This is a genomic window from Photorhabdus machadonis (assembly GCF_052657765.1).
This window is the reverse complement of the sequence record NZ_CP199761.1, coordinates 4,644,743-4,665,047: the sequence shown is the minus strand read 5'-3', so window position 1 is coordinate 4,665,047 and position 20,305 is coordinate 4,644,743. Positions and strand designations below refer to the sequence as shown.

The following is a 20,305-nucleotide window of genomic DNA, read 5'->3' as shown; positions in this document are numbered from 1 at the left end:
ACGTTCTGGCAGCATTGTTATTCTGAATTAGTACTGCCAGTACAAATTGAATCCGGTTGTGACCGGTGAGGTTTTAAAGCCATCCGGTTTGGATAGGGGAATACCGGCAAACAGGTCATAGCTCACGCTTTTCAAACTGCCTCGCCAGCCCAGGACGCTACCAGCCAGGCGTTTTCCCAACTGTTTTTCGTTCCCCGGTCCGCCAATTTCGCCATAATCCATTCCCATATACAGGGATTGACCATTCAGTGGTGTTTGCCATTCCAATTCGTTACGGCTGTACCAGCCACGATCTGCATTCAGTGTCCGTTCCCCGTCAAATCCGCGTACAGTCCAGCGATTGCCAATCGAAAATTGATCCTGTGGCGTCAATTGTCGGGCGCTGATTTGACGCATGTATTGGGTTTTGTAGGAAAATGACTGAGAAAATAAGGTAAATGGCGCGGTAAGCGCGGCAGAAAACTGCGTTATTTTAAGTAGAGCGGTTGCTTCACTAAGGGCCTCTTCTGGGGCTGGTTGAGCGCCAAACCAGCGTGTTCCTTGCTGGTAAGTTACTCCCGTATCCAGTGTCGCACTGCCGATGTAGTGACGATGGGATAAGCCCAGTTTCCAACCGGCAGTGTCCCGGCGCTGTACGCCTATCTCAGTATCATCAGTGAAACTTCTGGATGTGCGACGATAAATTTCTCCGTTAAGAGAGGTTTTTTGGCTGGCGTTACGATGTAAGACCCGGCTTAGCTGGAAATTTAGGTTGTTGCTTTTACCTCTGTATTTAACATCTTGGTGTAGCCCTGCGACTGTTTGGTTATAAGCATAATGACTGGCAGTTATGCTGGCCATCCAATACCCCATAGGCAGTGAGTAGTGGATGGTGTGGTTTTTGCTGCCGCGACCGGAGGGGGAGTGTATATCACGCCCACCCGAGATATAAAACAGGTCACTCAACGCCAGTGGGTTATGCAGATATAAAGTTAACCCACCTTGGTAGCGCCCGGTGCTTTTGGCACCTGAATCATCCATATAGGCGGCTAACTGCCAATGTCGTGATTGACGCCAGTCCAACACAATATCGCTTTCTCCTGGCTGTTCACCCGGCACTATTTCCATATTGGCTTGTACGGTAGAAAAACGTTGTAAATTTTCCAATCCCTGTTCGATATCCCGTAAATCAAGCAGCTTTCCTTCATTAGGGGGAAATGTGGTTACCTGTTGGATATAACTTCCGCTTTCGGCGGTATAGCGGATATGCCGGATTTTGCCCGGTATCACCACCAATTTTAATATCTTGGAATTAAGATCCTGATTGGGCACTAATACTCTGCTGGTGACATAGCCATGGCTGATTAACCGGTTTTGTATTCGGGTCATCAACACATTAATCCCCTGAGTACCCAGACATTGGTTTTCGCCCTTCTGGGCTAGACGCTTCAGTGGTAACCAGTGAGGAAAATTTTCTGTTCCTTCAAGAACAACACGCGTAATGGGAAAACAGGGCGTATCGACCGGAAATTCAGAAGGTACTGTTTTTTCAGGTATAGACAGACGAATATCCGCTGGTGGCGGTGCTAATTGGGCCTCCAGGGCTTTCTGACGTTCCTGTTGATGAATAAGTTGTTGATCTGATATTTCGGCGGCTTTAGCACTGGTAGTAACAATAAGAAAGCTAGTAAAAACAATAACTTTTTTTTGCATTATTCTTTAGCATCCTGCACACGTCATGTAATTTTTGGGGCGCTATTAGTCATTAATTTTACTTAATAATCAATATGTAAGATTTACTTAATCGATATGAATAAGACGTGTGGATTTATGTTTATTTTTAATAAAAACAATATCTTATATATTTTATTGGGGAATAATGAATAATATAAAATATGATATTAATCAATTACTTATGTTAATAATGTGGGTATTTGTAATTTAATATTATTTATTGATGAATATGTGATATATGTCACTAGGAGTATTATTATGTAATTATAGTTAAAGTAACTTAGAAAACTATTTGCTTTGGTATTAAGTCATGGGGGATTTTATTTTTATTATTATTGCAGGGGGCTTATTTACCGAAAAATAAGCGACTACTGATTGAGAGATAGCCGTTAGATATTTTAACTTATTCTTCTTCTTTCTCGTTTGATTTGCTGTTGGCCGTCAACAAATAAGGCGACTGTTGCCAGCGGCTGGGTGTTAATTGCAATAGGTTATGTGCCAAAATAAAACCAATGGCTAAAGCCAGTAAAATCATGATCCTGAGCAGGTTGGTGGTGTTGTCCACTTGTTTGGACTCTGTCGCCAGTTTGTGTGTGTCCAGTGTCAGGCGTAGAAAACCTTTTGGTTCTTCTTTTCCTGGAATGGGAACGACTATTTGGTGGTTAAAATAGCTGCCAGCTTTTTTACCATCCAAAGATAAGCGATCCCGCACCGATACATTTTCTCCGCTATGGGCAACTTGTGTCCCATTGTTAATATAGACACTGGCGTCAAGTATGCGGCTGTTTTTGGTCAGGTAGTGCAAATTAGCCAGTATCTGTTCATTATTAAGATCTTTGCTGCCACTCTCCATATAATCGGATAAGCTGAATGCGACTTGTTTTGCGAGGGTTTTCGCCAATTCCTCAAATTGATCCATCTGGGCCTGTTGGTGAGAACGGCTAAAATAAGAAACGCCCTGCATTAGAGATGCTAATAACGCAATACAAATCAATATAATAGCTGTTTTATGCAGTCGAAATTTTAATTTAGCTTTGGTCATGGTTATTTCTTCCAGGCGTTGGTCAACTCAATGTTGCCAGATGCAATATAGGGAGGATAGTTTGAAATGCAATTTTTTGCTGCCAGAGTCATGTGGGATTACAGGAGTAGGGATTCATGTCTAATAACCTGGCTTATCGCTATTTGCCGGAGGAGGTCCATAAGTGGCCGGGATTACCACTTTCGTTAAGTGGGGAGGAGGTTATGCCATTGGATTATCGGGCTGGTGACAGTGGCTGGTTGATATATGGTCGTGGCCTGGATAAACAACGTATCAGTAATTTTCAGCACCGGCTTGGTGCTGCTATTGTCATCGTTTCTTCATGGCGTATTGATGATTATCGGGTGGTACGTATTGCCGGAAGTTTGACTTCGCGTATTAAGAGGTTGGCTGATGAGTGCAGGCTGGATGTAGTTCCTTTGGGGCAGATCCCACGGTTGCGCTCACCAGGTTTGCTGGTGATGGATATGGATTCAACGGCAATTCAAATTGAATGTATTGATGAAATTGCCCGTTTGGCCGGCGTAGGTGACAAAGTAGCCGAAATTACCGAGCGGGCAATGCAAGGAGAACTGGATTTTTCTGATAGCCTACGGGAGCGGGTTGCTCAACTTGCAGGGGCTGATGCTGACATTTTGCGGCAGGTGGCGCAAGATTTGCCGCTTATGCCGGGGCTGACCAGTTTGGTGCGTAAGTTACAATCTTTTGATTGGCATGTCGCAATCGCATCGGGAGGGTTTACCTATTTTGCCGACCATTTGCGCCAGAGTTTACGTTTAGTTGCTGCGGTGGCAAACCAATTAGAAGTCAAAAACAGCAAGTTAACAGGTAAGGTTATCGGGCCAATTGTTGATGCTAAATATAAGGCTGCCACATTGGTGAAGCTGGCGAAAAAATTGGATATCCCGTTGGAACAAACTGTCGCTATTGGTGACGGTGCCAATGACCTGAAAATGATTCGCAAAGCAGGGCTGGGTGTTGCTTATCATGCCAAACCGAAAGTTTATGCACAGTCGAAAGTGACGATTCGTCATGCTGATCTAATGGGAGTACTGTGTGTGTTAAGCGGCGGTCTTAAACACGAAGAACGTTAATAAAGTGGTTTTAGGGAGTACAGCGTGGCAAAAGCAGTAAAACGGGCATTTGTCTGTAATGAGTGTGGGGCGGATTATCCGCGCTGGCAGGGGCAATGCAGTGCATGTCATGCCTGGAATACCATTACTGAGGTGCGTTTAGCCGCCGCATCTTCCTCTCGTAATGACAGGTTCAGTGGGTATGCGGGAGATGCTGGTGTCAGCAGGGTTCAGAAATTATCAGAGATTAGTCTGGAAGAGCTTCCCCGCTTTTCCACTGGATTTAAAGAGTTCGATCGGGTTCTTGGCGGTGGTGTTGTACCCGGTAGCGCGATTCTGATTGGAGGGAACCCCGGCGCAGGGAAAAGTACCTTATTGTTGCAGACGATGTGTCAGTTGTCCGCACAGATGAAAACCTTATATGTCACTGGAGAGGAGTCATTACAGCAGGTTGCGATGCGTGCGCACCGGTTGGGGTTGCCGGTTGATAATCTGAATATGCTGTCAGAAACAAGCATTGAACAGATTTGCCTGATTGCGGAGCAGGAGCAGCCAAAACTGATGGTGATTGATTCCATCCAGGTGATGCATATGGCGGATATTCAATCTTCTCCGGGGAGTGTCGCGCAGGTCAGGGAAACCGCCGCTTATCTTACCCGGTTTGCCAAAACCCGCGGTGTTGCCATTGTCATGGTAGGCCATGTAACCAAGGATGGCTCGCTGGCGGGTCCGAAAGTGTTGGAACACTGTATTGACTGTTCAGTGATGCTTGATGGTGAAGCTGATTCCCGTTTTCGTACTTTACGCAGTCATAAAAATCGTTTTGGTGCTGTCAATGAGCTTGGGGTATTCGCTATGACAGAGCAGGGATTGCGCGAAGTCAGTAACCCATCCGCGATTTTCCTTAGCCGTGGTGATGAAATCACAGCAGGTAGTTCCGTCATGGTGGTGTGGGAGGGGACGCGTCCTCTGTTGGTCGAGATTCAAGCGCTGGTGGATCATTCGATGATGACCAATCCACGGCGGGTGGCTGTGGGTTTGGAGCAAAACCGGTTGGCTATTTTGTTGGCGGTTCTTCATCGTCACGGTGGCTTGCAAATGTCTGATCAGGATGTGTTTGTCAATGTGGTTGGTGGGGTTAAGGTCGCGGAAACCAGCGCAGATCTCGCTTTACTTCTCTCTTTAGTCTCCAGTTTTCGCGACCGGCCTCTACCGCATGATTTGGTTGTATTTGGTGAGGTGGGGCTGGCCGGTGAAATTCGTCCTGTACCCAGCGGGCAGGAAAGGATATCTGAAGCGGCTAAACATGGTTTCAAACGGGCGATAGTGCCTTATGCCAATATGCCGAAAAAAGAGCTGCCAGGGATGAAAGTTTTCGGTGTGAAAAAGTTGGCAGATGCGTTATCTGTTATGGAAGATCTTGATTAAACAGGAGGAGATATGGGTCAATTTGACTACCTTAAAGAAGCGATCAAACAAACAGGTTGTACCTTGCAGCAAGTTGCTGATGTAAGCGGTATGACCAAAGGTTATCTCAGCCAGTTAATTAATGACAAAATCAAAAGTCCCAGTGCTCAAAAACTGGCATCTCTCCATAACTATTTGGGGGTGCAATATCCTGTGCAGCCTAAAACGGTTGGGGTGATATTCGGTAAGTTCTATCCATTGCATACCGGGCATATCTATCTGATTCAGCGGGCTTGTAGTCAGGTGGATGAGTTGCATATCATCCTCTGCCATGATGAGCCCAGAGACAGGGAGTTGTTTATAAGCAGCTCCATGTCGCAGCAACCGACGGTCAGTGATCGTCTGCGCTGGTTACTTCAGACGTTTAAGTATCAGAAAAATATTCATATTCACTCTTTTGATGAACAGGGAATTGAGCCATACCCACATGGTTGGGATGTGTGGAGTAAAGGCATGAAAGCCTTTATGTCAAAAAAAGGGATTAATCCAAGTTATATTTATTCCAGTGAAGCTCAGGATACTCCCCGTTATAAAGAGCAATTGGGAATTGAGACTATTCTTATCGATCCACAGCGTTCGTTTATGAAGATCAGTGGCCGGCATATTCGTCAGGATCCATTCCGTCATTGGGAATATATCCCTACGGAGGTAAAGCCTTTCTTTGTGCGTACTGTGGCGATTCTCGGTGGAGAATCCAGCGGTAAATCCACATTGGTTAACAAATTGGCAAATATTTTTAATACTACCAGTGCCTGGGAATATGGTCGTGATTATGTTTTTTCTCATCTGGGAGGCGATGAGATGGCGCTGCAATATTCAGACTATGACAAAATTGCGTTGGGGCAGGCTCAGTATATTGATTTCGCAGTAAAATATGCGAATAAAGTTGCATTTGTCGATACTGATTTCGTGACTACCCAAGCATTCTGTAAGCGGTATGAGGGACGTGAACACCCGTTTGTTCAGGCATTGATTGATGAATACCGATTTGATTTAGTCATTTTATTGGAAAACAACACACCTTGGGTTTCTGACGGTTTGCGTAGCCTTGGCAGCGAGCAGGATCGTAAAGCGTTCCAGCAATTGTTGGAAGATATGCTGAAAGACAATAATATTGAATATGTCAATGTAAATTCACCAGACTATGATCAGCGTTTTCTGCACTGTATAGAGCTAATTCAGCAACTTTTAGCTGTTAATCCTAAGTAACACGTTAGTTGAATCGTTTGTAATTAGATTCATATACAATATTTTATATGATAAATTAATAAATATATTCAATGTATATCCAACCACAATATGCATTGTGGTTGGATGTTTTTATTACTTATAAGTAATAAAATATATAATAGCTATTAATATTTTTGATACTTCTATTGATTATTTATTCCTTGAATAAAAGTAAAATTAATAATTAAATACTTCCCTGTTGATTTCCAAATAAAATTTTTTATGTTTGTGATTTATTTTAGAATAAGTTAAGGTTGGTTTTTTATTAAAAGTTTAAACATTTGATGTGTCGTTGTTATATAGAAAATAAATATCAATTTTAACATGGTGTTATGATGTTAAGGTGTTTTTATATATAAAAAATTATTTGTCTGATGTTATTTTTGTATTTTAACTAACAAAATAATCGCTTATTGCTAATGAATGGTTGATAGGAATGGGTTGATCTTGCTTAGTGAAATTTTAATTTTAGCATACAGATAGCCATTTGAAATAGTCACTGGTAGAAATATTGATATACTTTTAGTTGAGATATTTCTTATATGATTTCCCCTCGTTTGTGTAATCTTATAATGATGAATATCTGTATTTTTACGGATTGCTCTGGCTGCAAGTGTTACTGATAATGCCAGATTTCTTACACTATTATGCTGAGATAATGAATTTGAATCAAATTGCTACGATTGAAGCCATTGATATTTCATATGGTTTTTCTAACAGTAAAGCTAACCAGAAAATGATTTCAGACATCACTCTTTCTATTTTTCCAGGTGAATTTACTTTGGTTACTGGGGATCTCAGTTCGGGAAAAAGTACTTTCCTGGCAACGATTTCTGGGTTATTGCGTCTCGATAGAGGAAAAATATTAATTGCTGATAAAGAATTGGGTAAACTGAATAACAGCGAATTAGATAGATTCCATTTGATGAATTGTGGTTTTATCTTTCAAAGAGTTAATTTATCTAATGAACTTACGGTCCTGGATAATTTGCTATTATCTCTGTCTTGTGGAATGACAACTTCTCATCAGGAAGCCATGATCAGGGCAACTAAGGCACTCAATATTGTTGGTCTGAAACACAAGAAAGATATATATCCCAATGAATTACGTGATAATGAAAAACAACGGGTAGCAATCGCCAGAGCTATTGTGAAAAGTCCCTTGTATTTGTTTGCTGACGAGCCAACCAGTTATCTTGATAATTATGATTGTCAGGTAGCTATTGATATCTTAAGTTTTATTGCTCATAACCAAAGAGGAACGGTTGTTGTGGCTTCACAGGATAATAGGCTTATTAGGCATGCAGATCGTATTATTACGCTGAAAGAAGGAAAGATTATCCATGATACTTATCTAACACATAGCATAATGAATAAAACTACGCGTTTATATGAAAATAATTGAGAGGAAAATGGCCTGTTATCAGGCCATTTCCAATATGATTATTTACTGATTCTCTTATATTTAATGCGATGCGGTTCTAGCGCTTCGGCCCCAAGAGTCCGCTTTTTATAGTCTTCGTATTCACTAAAGTTACCTTCAAAGAAAGTCACTTTACCTTCATCCTGATAATCAATGATGTGGGTTGCGATACGGTCAAGGAACCAACGATCATGGGAAATAACCATGGCACAACCTGGGAACTCTAATAGGGCGTTTTCCAGTGCGCGCAAGGTTTCGATATCCAGGTCGTTGGTTGGTTCGTCAAGCAGCAGCATGTTACCGCCAACTTGCAGCAGTTTCGCCAAATGTAGCCGGCCTCTTTCTCCACCTGACAGTTCACCGACACGTTTACCCTGATCAACACCTTTGAAGTTGAAACGACCAACATAAGCACGGCTTGGCAGCTCGAAGTTGCCGATACGCATGATATCCTGACCGCCGGAAATCTCTTCCCAGACGGTTTTCTTATCATCCATATCGTCACGGAACTGATCTACAGAAGCCAGTTTGACAGTTTCACCTAATACGATAGTACCAGAATCAGGTTGTTCCTGGTTGGAAAGCATACGAAACAGGGTGGATTTACCTGCACCGTTAGGCCCGATAATCCCGACAATTGCCCCTTTTGGCAGAGAGAAATTCAGATTGTCGATAAGCACCCGGTCGCCATAGGATTTGGTCAGATTTTCCACTTCCAGAATTTTGTCGCCCAAGCGTGGCCCAGGTGGGATAAACAGTTCGCTGGTTTCGTTGCGTTTCTGGTATTCAACGTTGTTTAATTCTTCAAACCGGGCCAGACGTGCTTTACCTTTTGCCTGACGGCCTTTTGGATTTTGGCGAACCCATTCCAGCTCTTTCTCAATAGATTTACGGCGGGCGGCTTCTGTTGACGCTTCCTGAGCCAGGCGGGCGTCTTTCTGCTCCAGCCATGAAGAGTAATTACCTTCCCATGGAATACCTTCACCACGGTCAAGTTCCAAAATCCAGCCAGCAACATTATCAAGGAAGTAACGGTCATGCGTAATTGCAACAACAGTACCTTCGTAATTGTGCAGGAAGCGCTCCAGCCAAGCGACGGATTCGGCGTCAAGGTGGTTTGTCGGTTCATCCAGCAGCAGCATATCTGGTTTTTCCAGCAGTAAACGGCAGATTGCTACACGGCGGCGTTCACCCCCAGATAAATGCTCAATTTTTGCATCCCACGGCGGCAGACGCAGCGCGTCAGCTGCACGCTCAAGCTGGTTATCAAGGTTATGGCCATCGTGGGACTGGATAATCGCTTCCAGCTCGCCTTGCTCTTTAGCCAGTTTGTCAAAATCAGCGTCAGGATCAGCATAGGCTGCGTAGACTTCATCCAGACGGGTCAGCGCGAGTTTCACTTCGCTAACCGCTTCCTCGACTGCTTCGCGGACAGTGTGCTCAAGGTTTAGTTTTGGCTCCTGTGGTAGATAGCCAATGTTAATTCCCGGCTGTGGGCGGGCTTCGCCTTCGATATCTTTATCAATACCGGCCATAATCCGCAGTAAGGTTGATTTACCCGCGCCGTTAAGGCCAAGAACACCAATTTTGGCTCCCGGAAAGAAACTCAGGGAGATATTTTTTAGAATGTGACGCTTCGGGGGGACAATTTTGCCGACCCGATGCATGCTGTAAACATATTGAGCCACGTTGCTATAAGCCTCGCTATCTCTGATTGTTATAATGATAATGCCTGTTTTGCGAAGTCAATCGCATGAACAGGGCGTGTTGGTTTCTGATTATATCCAGTTAGGTTATTTATGTTCATCTGAATACGATTTGTCACAGTTTACCCGATTTAAGTTAATAAACTCTATAACCCAATTGCCGGAAGAGGATGGCTCTGGGGCGAGTTTGTTAGGATGGATCAATTTATTGGATAAAAAACTTACCTGCTTAATATATACGGTTAAATATTTCATCATGGTGTGAATTAATGTGGTAAGTGGCGGTGATTATATTATTATGATGTGTATACATTCGTAATATTAACCTATTCAATTTGATCTCCGGGAGGAGCGTGTGGGAATGGCTAAATGGCAACACTTTGCGATGGCTATAGGGTTGGTTGTTGTGTCTGTCGCAGCAAACGCGGATTCTCTGGGCGATCAGCGACAGCGATATCAGCAAATTAAGCAAGCGTGGGATGCCAGTGATATGGCTGAGGTGGCGAGATTGATGCCAACCTTGAAAGACTACCCGCTTTATCCTTATCTTAAATACCGGGAACTGACTCAGGATTTGGCGCGGGTGACACCAGAACAGATCCGTGGCTTTATTGATCGTTACCCTAATCTGCCACCAGCACGTTCTTTATCATCCCGTTTTATCAATGAACTTGCACATCGTGAAGATTGGCGTGGGCTGCTGGCATTTAGCCCTACAGCACCGAAATCGATTACAACCCGTTGTAATTACTATTTTGCCAAATGGGCGATAGGTGAAGAACAGGTTGCCTGGCAGGGAGCGAAAGACATTTGGTTGAATGGTCGCTCTTTACCGGCCAGTTGCGATAAATTATTTGATGTCTGGCAGCAAGCGGGCTACTTATCGGCGGAATTGATATTACAGCGTATTAGTCTCGCATTAAAAGCAGGGAACACTTCGCTGGTCAGTTACCTCGCTAAACGATTGCCACTGGGATACAAAAGTATTGGTGATGGCCTGATTAAGTTGCAGGATGATCCTGCTACCGTATCTGTTTTTGCTGATAATATTGGGCCGACTGGTTTGACCCGTGTCGCTACTTTAACGGCTTTCTCACTCCTTGCCCGTCAAGATCCGGATCAGGCAAGAGCGATCATTCCATCAATTGCCAGAGCACAAAAGATGAATGACAGTGAGCGCCAGCGGTTAAAAGATATTGTTGCCTGGCAGTTAATGGGTGATGTAAACGATGCGCAGGAGAAGTGGCGCGATGATGTGATCCGTGATAGCCAATCTGTTTCACTGCTTGAGCGTCGTGTTCGTCTGGCGTTGGGTCATGCAGATGAGTCTGGTCTGGTTCAGTGGATCAAATTGCTACCGTTAGCGACCCAGAACAAAGAGGAATGGCGTTATTGGCGGGCTAATATTTTATTGGCGCAGAATAATAAAAGCGAAGGTGAGGCGATACTGCGTAAGTTGACAGAAGGTCGCGGTTTTTACCCAATGGTTGCTGCGCAAAGACTGAATATCCGTTATCCACTGACGATTAATATCGCAGAAAAACCAGATTCGGCTATTGCTTCGATGTCCGAAGTGCAGAGAGTAAGGGAATTGATATATTGGCAAATGGATAATCTTGCTCGCATAGAGTGGAGTTATTTGGTTGTCAGCCAGAATAAATCAAAACAACAGCAGTTGGCACGTTATGCTTTTAACCAAAAATGGGCGGCTCTTAGTGTACAGGCGACCATAACCGGGAAAATGTGGGACTATCTTGAAGAGCGCTTTCCGTTGGCATGGCAGCAAGATTTCAGTCGTTTCACGTCAGATAAGGGGATTTCTCAAAGTTATGCGATGGCGATAGCCCGTCAGGAAAGTGCTTGGAATCCGCAAGCCAGTTCCCCAGTCGGTGCAATGGGTTTAATGCAGGTGATGCCGGGAACGGCGGCAGATACGGTTAAGCAAAATGCTATTCAGGGGTATGTAAATAGTAGCCAGTTGATGAATCCGCTGACGAATATCGAAATTGGTACGGCTTATCTCGAATCGGTTTATCAGCGTTTTGGTCATAACCGGATACTTGCCAGTGCCGCTTATAATGCAGGTCCGGCCCGTGTGGATCGTTGGTTATCTGACAGTGGTGGGCGGTTGGACGCGATAGCTTTTATTGAAAGCATTCCATTTTCCGAAACGCGTAGTTATGTCAAAAATGTTTTGGCTTATGATGTTTTCTACAGTAACTTTATGGGTAAGTCATCAACGGTGTTGACTAACGCAGAATGGCAAAGGCGATACTGATTTACGGCAAACTATGCTATGCTGCTGTACTAGTTAAATAGTATGGCAACTGATTAATTATGATTCCAAATCATCTGACAGACCCGGCGCTTTCGTCACAAGATAATGAAGATTGGCAACGCTTTGTGACGTTACTCCAACAGGCTTTTGCGCAAGATCTGCAACATCCGGTTTTGCAGTTATTATTGACGCCTGATGAGCGGACAGCACTGGCTACAAGAGTCCGGATTATCAAAGAATTGATGAGTGGGCAAATGAGCCAACGTGAGCTGAAAAATGAACTTGGGGTTGGAATTGCGACTATCACTCGTGGTTCTAATAGCTTGAAGTTTGCTTCAAACGATGTGAAAGCGTGGTTAGAAGAACAATTGCTGAAATAACAGGCCGCCGATTGCGGCCTAGGGTAACTGCCTGTTTAACGGGCATTCAGTTCTTTATAAATTTCATGATGGACAGGCACTAAAGCGAGTATCAGGGCTTGATGGTACACACGGGTACGAGTCAGAATACCATTAGTGAAAAAGCCAATAGCGCCGCCTTTCTGTTTGATGTTATCAACACCTGTGAGGTAAGCCATTTCTTGGCCTAATTCACGACCCTCGCGGATACCATCAAGAATTTTCTCTGGCAGCATCAGGCTGGCTGAGCGGGATTCTCCGCGAATTTGCTGATATTCCACTACCATCCAGGCAAATGTCATATCATCTTCAATACCGGCTTCCACACCTACCCAAAAGTCTGCTTCGGGGCGGACTTGTCTGGCGGCCATCACACGTTGACGGGCACCGGTACGGGTTTCTGTGTTACCTATGGGTTGTTGTGGGACACTGCTGTCTACATTGATATCTTCGATCCGGTAAGCACCTGGTCCAAAAACGTCATCAAATGCGAGACTGATGGCTTTAATTTTGGCGGGGTTGGTGGTTGCAGCAATAACGTGATACATAATAGATAAGTTATCCTTTGAACTAATATTTACGCAGTATAACGGAAAATGAAAATGTTACAGGTATATCTTGTTCGTCATGGGGAGTCCGAATGGAATGCGGCACGTCGTATCCAGGGTCAATCTGACAGCCCTTTAACCGAAACAGGTGAACATCAGGCCAGATTAGTGGCGCAAAGAGTCAAATCTGAAAATATTACCCATATTATGGCCAGTGACCTCGGGCGTACACGTCGTACCGCGGAAATCATTGCTGAGGTTTGCGGTTGTGAAGTTATTTTGGAGCCACGTTTGCGTGAATTGCACATGGGAGTGCTTGAGCGCAGAAATATTGACTCACTGACTTCAGAAGAAGAAAGATGGCGTAAGAAAGTCCTTGATGGTACACCCGGCGGGCGCATCCCCGAAGGCGAATCTATGGAGGAGCTCTCTGTGCGAATGAGGGCCGCGCTGGAGACTTGCCGCCATCTGCCTGATGGTAGCCGGCCGTTACTGGTCAGTCATGGAATCGCTTTGGGATGCTTAGTTAGCACGATATTGGGATTACCCGCACATGCTGAACGTCGTCTTCGTTTGCGTAATTGCTCTCTGTCCAGGGTGGATTATCAGCACAGTCCGTGGCTGGCATCAGGCTGGATTGTGGAAACGGCAGGCGATATCACACATCTTGATATGCCCGCACTGGATGAATTACAGCGTTAGTGCTGGATAGGAATGAGATACTGAAATTCGATGATATGGTTCGCCGCTTCCTTTTCTCGGTCATTGGTATTGGCGAGATAATAGCGTTCGATATCGTATCCTTTCCTGCGTGTTAGGTTTAGCATTGGTAAGCAAATACCATAGACGGTGAACAGGAAATCCTGTAAGCCATCTTTGGTGCCATAGTAACTGAATGAGACATATTCTCCAGCTGGCAATGTAACAGGTTGGCTACCTGCTACATCAAACTGCGCATATTTGGGTTCTACCGCTGTCGTGTAGAACACTGTCTGCTCATCTTCTTTTTCTGGGTTGAGAATAGCGTGGTGAAGGCCATAAAGCACAGGCGGTAACACTTCTGCATTTTGCAAATAGTATGTCCAGAAATTATGGCGCATTTCAGTACAAGAGCTGGACCACTGTTCCAGCGTATAGGAACAGGTCTGTTCTATACCAACCAGTGGCTGTTCTTCTAGCGTGATATATGTTGCTTCGGGAATATGTCTCTTATCCAGCAATATGGGGGGACAAATGCCGGCAGCACACCATTCCTCACTGAGCCGATAAAGTGCCGGAGTTTTATTGAACTGTTTTTTAAATGCACGGGTGAAAGTTTGTTGGGAGTCAAACTGGTACTGTAAAGCAATATCCAGAATAGGACGGCTGGTTAAACGCAAAGCAACGGCTGCCCGCGATAACCTTCTGGCACGGATATAGGAGCCAATAGCCTGGCCGGTAACATCTTTAAACATACGTTGCAGGTGCCATTTAGAATAACCTGCTTTGGCTGCAACATTGTTGAGTGATAACGGTTGATCCAGATGATTATCTAGCCAACGTAATAAATCACGAATGATGTTGGTTTGATCCATACATCTCCTTAGTCATTAAGACCAGAAAGAATAAGATAAGAGCCTATACCATTAGGCTATTTTGCTTGCTATTTGAACAGTCCCGCAGGCTAAGTGAAACGAATCATTCACATATATTGTGTACGTTCTGGTTTCTGCGTGCTGTTCGTGTTCATTATTTATTGACAAGAGTAACATTCAACAATAATTCTACTGGATATAAACACTAAGTGTAAGGCAAGTCTTCTATTTACAATAGGATACTTGTTCGTATTATTATTTCACTCATTACTTTATGAAATTATATTAATGAGTAACTATTATTGTTGGTGTATTACCACACTGTTTAGTATTACTGTGGTGAAATTTTAGGCTTAATTAATTAAGGTATGAGATTATATATGTTAAAAATCATAAAGATATTAGTAGCAACCACATTGTTGTTCGTACCTCTGGCTACTCAGGCTGAAGAAATTGGCTCGGTAGACACCGTGTTTAAATTTATCGGGCCAGATCACAAAATTGTGGTGGAAGCATTTGATGATCCAGATGTTAAAAATGTGACTTGCTACCTGAGCAGAGCAAAAACAGGCGGAATAAAAGGGGGATTGGGGCTTGCGGAAGATACCGCTGATGCGGCTATTTCCTGCCAGCAGGTCGGATCCATTGAACTGACAGATAAGATTAAAAAAGGCGATAAGAAAGGTCAGATTGTTTTCCAGAAACGCACTTCACTGGTGTTTAAAAAACTTCAAGTTGTTCGTTTCTACGATGTAAACCGTAATGCATTAGTCTATCTGACTTATTCTGACAAAATGATTGATGGTTCACCGAAGAATGCGATCAGTGCTGTACCCATTATGCCGTGGAAATTTGCGGAAAACTGAGAGGCAGGATGGGGTTCCTCATGGATATCCCATCCTGTTATTTATTTTAGCTTTATCAATGATTCACATTACGCTTCTAAATCACCGCAGAAACGATAACCTTCACCATGAATGGTGGCAATAATTTCCATCGTATCTGGATTAGATTCGAAATGTTTACGGATACGCCGGATAGTCACATCAACAGTACGGTCATGAGGTTTCAGTTCACGGCCTGTCATCTTTTTCAGTAATTCTGCGCGAGTCTGGATCTTACCCGGATTTTCACAGAAATGAAGCATGGCGCGGAACTCACTGCGTGGCAATTTGTATTGCTCACCCGCAGCGCTGATCAGAGAACGGCTATTGATATCCAATTCCCAGCCATTGAATTTGTAGCTCTCAACCTGGCGTCGCTCCTCGGTGACAGTACTCAGATTCATGGTACGGGAAAGCAGGTTGCGTGCCCGAATAGTTAATTCTCGTGGGTTAAAGGGTTTGGTGATGTAATCATCCGCACCAATTTCCAACCCAAGGATCTTGTCTACCTCATTATCACGGCCGGTCAGGAACATCAAAGCGACATTCGCTTGCTCACGCAATTCACGGGCAAGTAACAAGCCATTTTTGCCTGGAAGATTAATATCCATAATCACCAGGTTAATGTCATTGTTTGACAGAATATGGTGCATTTCTGAACCATCAGTGGCTTCATAAACGATATACCCTTCGGCTTCGAAAATGCTTTTCAGGGTATTGCGAGTGACAATTTCGTCTTCAACAATCAAAATGTGCGGGGTTTGCATGGTTGCTACCTAGAATCGCTTAAAATAAAATCAGAATGACTCAAACTACTCTTATCTCAGGATATTTACTGGTTATTGTTTGTCATCACTGAAATTATAGCTTAAGTCAGTAATAACATTTATTGATATGTTTTACACTGAAAGTAAAAGTTGTTTTTCCTTTGTGGGCATATACCCGAAAAAACTAGCTAAACAGTGTTATGTTAGTCTATTAACAGCAATATAACAGCTTGCAATGCATTTACCATCTAAAAAAACTACCTTTTATTGACGTAAATCAAAATTGATTGTAGCACGTTAATATTATTTATATTTGTTATTTTATACCTTGTACTATGTCAGGCAAATGACAAATTCCTGTTAACGCACTGAGCGTTGTTGTGTGAAAAATAATCTACAATAAGCTTGCCGGCGAACAAAAATAACTGATTTTTACTAAAAGATAAAACATATTGTTAATTTTGTTAAAAATAGATTTAATAACTAAAATATTACGTTCAGTAAGATATATTTGTTGGTATTAATGTCTATGAAATGAATTATTCCAATGGGAAAAATATCAAAAAAATAAGATTATTTAGATAAAATGTTTGACTTTGTGAAAGAATTCATTTAACCAGTATAGGGTCGAACTCATTAAATGACAGACAGGAACCTATGCAAGCTATCAGCCTGAAAACGACAATGATTATCACCACCGGAACCACAGGTTGCGGGGCGGGCTGACGCATATATTAAGAGAGAGAAAAAAGCCCGCATCCAAATCAGATGCGGGCTTTTTTTTGGCGTGAAATCAGGAGAAAAATGTTAATGCGAGTGCTTAAATTTGGAGGAACTTCGGTCGCTAATTGCCAGCGTGTGCAGAGTGTCGCCGATATTGCAGAGAAAAAACTTTCTCAGGGCGGGGTTGCGTTAGTGCTTTCTGCCCCGGCAAAAATTACCAACCATTTAGTGGCGATGATCGAAAAAACTGTGGCTGGGCAAGATGTTATTACCCATATGCATGATGCAGAGCGGATCTTTGCTGATTCATTGCAGGAGTTAGCGCAAGCACAACCTGGTTTTGATTATGAGCGGTTAAGAATGGTGGTAGAGCAAGAATTTGCTCAATTGAAACAGGTTCTGCATGGTATTTCGTTATTGGGTCAATGCCCGGACAGTATTAACGCTTCCCTGATCTGCTGTGGTGAAAAACTCTCTATCGCAATCATGGAGTCTGTATTGCAGGCACGTGGTCACAAAGTCACGGTGATTGATCCGGTAAAAAATCTGTTGGCACAAGGTCATTACCTTGAATCTACGGTAGATATTAATGAGTCTACCAAGCGCATTTCTTCTCTGAATATTCCTGATGACCATATTGTCCTGATGGCTGGATTTACTGCCGGCAATGATAAAGGGGAGTTGGTTGTTCTGGGGCGGAATGGTTCTGACTATTCTGCTGCTGCTTTGGCTGCTTGTTTGCGGGCTGAATGCTGCGAAATCTGGACGGATGTGGATGGCGTTTATACCTGTGATCCCAGAGTTGTGCCGGATGCACGGCTATTAAAAGGCATGTCCTATCAGGAAGCGATGGAACTCTCTTATTTCGGTGCTAAAGTACTTCATCCACGGACTATCGCCCCGATTGCTCAATTCCAGATCCCTTGTTTGATTAAAAATACAGCCAATCCAGATGCGCCGGGAACACTTATTGGTGATGGGCAGAAGGATGAAAGTACGCCGGTGAAAGGGATTACCAACCTGAGCAATATGGCAATGATCAACGTATCAGGCCCTGGTATGAAGGGGATGGTTGGTATGGCCGCGAGGGTATTTGCTGTCATGTCCCGCAAAGGGATCTCTGTCGTGCTGATTACTCAGTCATCTTCAGAATACAGCATCAGCTTCTGTGTCCCTCAACGTGAATTGGGACGTGCTCGTCAGGCGTTGAGTGAGGAATTCTATCTCGAACTGAAAGATGGCGTTCTTGATCCTCTGGATGTGATGGAAAATCTTTCCATTATCTCTGTTGTGGGTGATGGTATGCGTACCTTGCGTGGCATCTCTGCCCGTTTCTTTTCCGCATTGGCTCGCGGTAATATCAATATTGTCGCCATCGCACAGGGATCTTCTGAACGTTCTATCTCTGCGGTTATCGACAATGAAATGGCAACGACAGCGGTTCGTCTGTGCCATCAGATGTTATTTAATACCGATCAGGTGATCGAGCTCTTTGTCGTTGGTGTGGGTGGTGTTGGCAGTGTTTTACTTGAGCAAATCCGTCGTCAGCAAACTTGGTTGAAGCAAAAGCACATTGATTTACGGGTATGTGGTATCGCCAATTCACGAGCCATGCTGACGGATATGAGAGGTATTTGTCTTGATAACTGGCAGCAGTGTTTATCAGAGGCCAAAGAGCCATTTAGTCTAAGCCGTCTGATCCGCCTGGAGAAAGAGTCCCATTTGCTTAATCCGGTGATAGTCGATTGTACCTCCAGTCAGCAAATTGCTGACCAATATGCCAGTTTCCTAAGTGATGGTTTCAACGTGGTAACACCGAATAAAAAAGCCAATACTTCGTCAATGGCTTATTATCGTCAGATCCGTAAGGCAGCAGAGAAATCTAAACGTAAATTCCTGTATGATACCAATGTGGGTGCGGGTTTGCCGGTTATTGAGAACTTACAAAACCTGCTTAACGCGGGTGATGAACTGGTGCAATTCAATGGTATTCTTTCTGGTTCTCTCTCTTTCATTTTCGGTATGTTGGATGAAGGGATGTCATTATCTCAGGCGACTTTACTGGCGAAAGAGAAAGGCTATACCGAACCGGATCCTCGTGATGATCTCTCCGGTATGGATGTTGCCCGTAAGCTGTTGATCCTCGCCCGTGAATCAGGTTATGAACTTGAACTGGGGGATATTGATGTGGAGCCTGTGCTGCCCGTCTCTTTTGACAGTGGCGGTAGTGTGGATACTTTCCTTGAACATTTGCCCTTTCTTGATCACGTTTTCAGCCAGCGTGTGGCAGAAGCGAAGGAGCAAGGAAAAGTGTTGCGCTATGTTGGTATGATTGAACATGGTCAGTGCAAGGTGAAAATCTCCACAGTAGATGGCAATGATCCGCTTTATAAAGTCAAAAATGGCGAAAATGCGCTGGCATTCTACACGCGTTACTACCAACCAATACCGTTGGTACTGCGGGGTTATGGGGCAGGTAATGATGTCACTGCCGCTGGTGTTTTCGCAGATATGCTGCGTACTTTATCCTGGAAACAGGGAGTTTAATTGTGGTTAAAGTCTATGCGCCCGCATCTATCGGGAACGTCAGTGTTGGGTTTGATGTGCTGGGAGCCGCGGTCTCTCCGGTTGATGGTACGTTGTTAGGCGATTGTGTGACTGTCCGGGCCGCCGAGAGTTTTAGCCTGCATAATGAAGGGCGGTTTGTTGGAAAGTTACCTGCGGAGCCGGAGTACAATATCGTTTATCAGTGCTGGCAGCTGTTCTGCCAGCATTTAGGTAAACAATTACCCGTGGAGATGACGCTGGAAAAGAATATGCCAATTGGTTCTGGCCTTGGTTCCAGTGCTTGTTCTGTTGTGGCGGGTTTGATGGCGCTGAACGAATTTACAGGGCGTCCATTCAGTGAACACCAATTACTGGAAATGATGGGGCAACTGGAAGGGCGCATTTCCGGCAGCATTCACTATGATAATGTCGCTCCATGCTACCTCGGTGGTTTGCAATTGATTATGGAACAGGAGGACATTATCTGTCAGTCGATGCCGTCATTTGATGAGTGGCTATGGGTGATGGCCTATCCGGGAATCAAAGTTTCCACTGCGGAAGCCAGAGCCATTTTACCGGCAAAATATTCGAAGCAGGATGTTATCGACCACGGACGTTTTTTGGCTGGTTTTATTCATGCCTGCCATACACGGCAGCCAGAATTGGCAGCCAGATTGATGAAAGATGTGGTTGCTGAACCGTATCGGACGCAACTGCTTCCGGGTTTTACCGAGGCTCGTGAGGCAGCAAAAGCGATAGGGGCGTTGACCTGTGGTATTTCTGGTTCTGGCCCGACGTTATTTTCCATTTGTAATGATATGACTACCGCAGAGAAAATGGCTCAGTGGCTGCAACAGCATTATGTTCAGAATGATGAAGGTCTTGTACACATTTGCCGTCTGGATCTCGCAGGCGCACGACAGATAGGGTAA

The 20,305-nt window shown here is 44.0% G+C and carries 16 protein-coding genes and 1 other annotated feature; of the genes, 10 read left to right on the top strand and 6 right to left on the bottom strand.

The features are described 5' to 3' along the window. Positions 1-27: 27 nt before the first annotated feature. Positions 28-1,692: a ShlB/FhaC/HecB family hemolysin secretion/activation protein gene (locus tag ACUN2T_RS22520; protein ID WP_445495132.1), complete on the bottom strand. Its 1,665-nt coding sequence runs from the start codon at positions 1,690-1,692 to the stop codon at positions 28-30. A gap of 424 nt (positions 1,693-2,116) precedes the next feature. Then, the gene (locus ACUN2T_RS22515) at positions 2,117-2,755 is read right to left on the bottom strand and encodes a YtjB family periplasmic protein (RefSeq protein ID WP_445495131.1); all 639 of its coding nucleotides are present in this window, start codon (positions 2,753-2,755) and stop codon (positions 2,117-2,119) included. Between the two features lie 116 nt (positions 2,756-2,871). Here ACUN2T_RS22515 and serB point away from each other — a divergent pair, with 116 nt between their 5' ends. The 4 genes from serB (at position 2,872) to ACUN2T_RS22495 (ending at position 7,930) form a co-directional block, all read left to right on the top strand. After that, the gene (gene serB, locus ACUN2T_RS22510) at positions 2,872-3,849 is read left to right on the top strand and encodes a phosphoserine phosphatase (protein WP_445495130.1); all 978 of its coding nucleotides are present in this window, start codon (positions 2,872-2,874) and stop codon (positions 3,847-3,849) included. 24 nt (positions 3,850-3,873) lie between these two features. Continuing rightward, on the top strand, positions 3,874-5,256 hold the full coding sequence (gene radA, locus ACUN2T_RS22505; protein WP_445495129.1) for a DNA repair protein RadA: 1,383 nt from the start codon (positions 3,874-3,876) through the stop codon (positions 5,254-5,256). Between the two features lie 12 nt (positions 5,257-5,268). Next, positions 5,269-6,504, top strand: coding sequence for a multifunctional transcriptional regulator/nicotinamide-nucleotide adenylyltransferase/ribosylnicotinamide kinase NadR (nadR, locus tag ACUN2T_RS22500; protein ID WP_445495128.1), 1,236 nt, complete (start codon positions 5,269-5,271; stop codon positions 6,502-6,504). Between the two features lie 646 nt (positions 6,505-7,150). Beyond that, positions 7,151-7,930, top strand: a complete 780-nt coding sequence (locus ACUN2T_RS22495) for an ABC transporter ATP-binding protein (protein WP_445495127.1) — start codon at positions 7,151-7,153, stop codon at positions 7,928-7,930. A gap of 38 nt (positions 7,931-7,968) precedes the next feature. Here ACUN2T_RS22495 and ettA read toward each other — a convergent pair whose 3' ends face one another. Then, complete coding sequence (gene ettA, locus ACUN2T_RS22490; protein ID WP_445495126.1) at positions 7,969-9,636, bottom strand: energy-dependent translational throttle protein EttA; 1,668 nt, start codon at positions 9,634-9,636, stop codon at positions 7,969-7,971. A 379-nt stretch (positions 9,637-10,015) separates the two neighbouring features. Here ettA and sltY point away from each other — a divergent pair, with 379 nt between their 5' ends. Continuing rightward, a complete protein-coding gene (gene sltY / locus ACUN2T_RS22485) occupies positions 10,016-11,932 on the top strand; it encodes a murein transglycosylase (protein WP_445495125.1) in 1,917 nt (638 codons plus the stop codon). Positions 11,933-11,991: 59 nt separating this feature from the next. Then, entirely contained in the window at positions 11,992-12,312 is a 321-nt protein-coding gene (trpR, locus tag ACUN2T_RS22480) for a trp operon repressor (protein ID WP_445495124.1), read from the top strand. Positions 12,313-12,347: 35 nt separating this feature from the next. Here the strand turns inward: trpR and yjjX are convergent, their stop codons facing one another. Continuing rightward, the gene (gene yjjX / locus ACUN2T_RS22475) at positions 12,348-12,878 is read right to left on the bottom strand and encodes an inosine/xanthosine triphosphatase (RefSeq protein ID WP_445495123.1); all 531 of its coding nucleotides are present in this window, start codon (positions 12,876-12,878) and stop codon (positions 12,348-12,350) included. Between the two features lie 54 nt (positions 12,879-12,932). Between yjjX and gpmB the strand changes: the two genes are divergently transcribed. Then, entirely contained in the window at positions 12,933-13,580 is a 648-nt protein-coding gene (gpmB, locus tag ACUN2T_RS22470; protein ID WP_445495122.1) for a 2,3-diphosphoglycerate-dependent phosphoglycerate mutase GpmB, read from the top strand. Here the strand turns inward: gpmB and robA are convergent. Beyond that, entirely contained in the window at positions 13,577-14,452 is an 876-nt protein-coding gene (gene robA / locus ACUN2T_RS22465) for an MDR efflux pump AcrAB transcriptional activator RobA (RefSeq protein ID WP_445495121.1), read from the bottom strand. The two genes, gpmB and robA, sit on opposite strands and share 4 nt — an antisense overlap. Positions 14,453-14,832: 380 nt before the next feature. Here robA and creA point away from each other — a divergent pair, with 380 nt between their 5' ends. Further along, positions 14,833-15,318, top strand: a complete 486-nt coding sequence (creA, locus tag ACUN2T_RS22460; RefSeq protein WP_445495120.1) for a protein CreA — start codon at positions 14,833-14,835, stop codon at positions 15,316-15,318. A 68-nt stretch (positions 15,319-15,386) separates the two neighbouring features. Here creA and arcA read toward each other — a convergent pair whose 3' ends face one another. After that, the gene (arcA, locus tag ACUN2T_RS22455) at positions 15,387-16,103 is read right to left on the bottom strand and encodes a two-component system response regulator ArcA (RefSeq protein WP_445495119.1); all 717 of its coding nucleotides are present in this window, start codon (positions 16,101-16,103) and stop codon (positions 15,387-15,389) included. 664 nt (positions 16,104-16,767) lie between these two features. Next, positions 16,768-16,888 (top strand) — a sequence feature (Thr leader region). Positions 16,889-16,913: 25 nt separating this feature from the next. On the opposite strand from arcA, the gene thrA reads away from it, so the two are divergent. Further along, entirely contained in the window at positions 16,914-19,373 is a 2,460-nt protein-coding gene (gene thrA / locus ACUN2T_RS22450; protein WP_445495118.1) for a bifunctional aspartate kinase/homoserine dehydrogenase I, read from the top strand. Next, a complete protein-coding gene (gene thrB, locus ACUN2T_RS22445; RefSeq protein WP_445497958.1) occupies positions 19,355-20,305 on the top strand; it encodes a homoserine kinase in 951 nt (316 codons plus the stop codon). The genes thrA and thrB overlap by 19 nt, the downstream gene beginning before the upstream one ends.

Bases quoted from the DNA above. Each gene is read 5' to 3' on its own strand.
- ACUN2T_RS22520 (WP_445495132.1), bottom strand. From the start codon at position 1,692: ATGCAAAAAAAAGTTATTGTTTTTACTAGCTTTCTTATTGTTACTACC.
- ACUN2T_RS22515 (WP_445495131.1), bottom strand. From the start codon at position 2,755: ATGACCAAAGCTAAATTAAAATTTCGACTGCATAAAACAGCTATTATA.
- serB (WP_445495130.1), top strand. From the start codon at position 2,872: ATGTCTAATAACCTGGCTTATCGCTATTTGCCGGAGGAGGTCCATAAG.
- nadR (WP_445495128.1), top strand. From the start codon at position 5,269: ATGGGTCAATTTGACTACCTTAAAGAAGCGATCAAACAAACAGGTTGT.
- ACUN2T_RS22495 (WP_445495127.1), top strand. From the start codon at position 7,151: ATGCCAGATTTCTTACACTATTATGCTGAGATAATGAATTTGAATCAA.
- sltY (WP_445495125.1), top strand. From the start codon at position 10,016: ATGGCTAAATGGCAACACTTTGCGATGGCTATAGGGTTGGTTGTTGTG.
- trpR (WP_445495124.1), top strand. From the start codon at position 11,992: ATGATTCCAAATCATCTGACAGACCCGGCGCTTTCGTCACAAGATAAT.
- yjjX (WP_445495123.1), bottom strand. From the start codon at position 12,878: ATGTATCACGTTATTGCTGCAACCACCAACCCCGCCAAAATTAAAGCC.
- gpmB (WP_445495122.1), top strand. From the start codon at position 12,933: ATGTTACAGGTATATCTTGTTCGTCATGGGGAGTCCGAATGGAATGCG.
- robA (WP_445495121.1), bottom strand. From the start codon at position 14,452: ATGGATCAAACCAACATCATTCGTGATTTATTACGTTGGCTAGATAAT.
- creA (WP_445495120.1), top strand. From the start codon at position 14,833: ATGTTAAAAATCATAAAGATATTAGTAGCAACCACATTGTTGTTCGTA.
- arcA (WP_445495119.1), bottom strand. From the start codon at position 16,103: ATGCAAACCCCGCACATTTTGATTGTTGAAGACGAAATTGTCACTCGC.
- thrA (WP_445495118.1), top strand. From the start codon at position 16,914: ATGCGAGTGCTTAAATTTGGAGGAACTTCGGTCGCTAATTGCCAGCGT.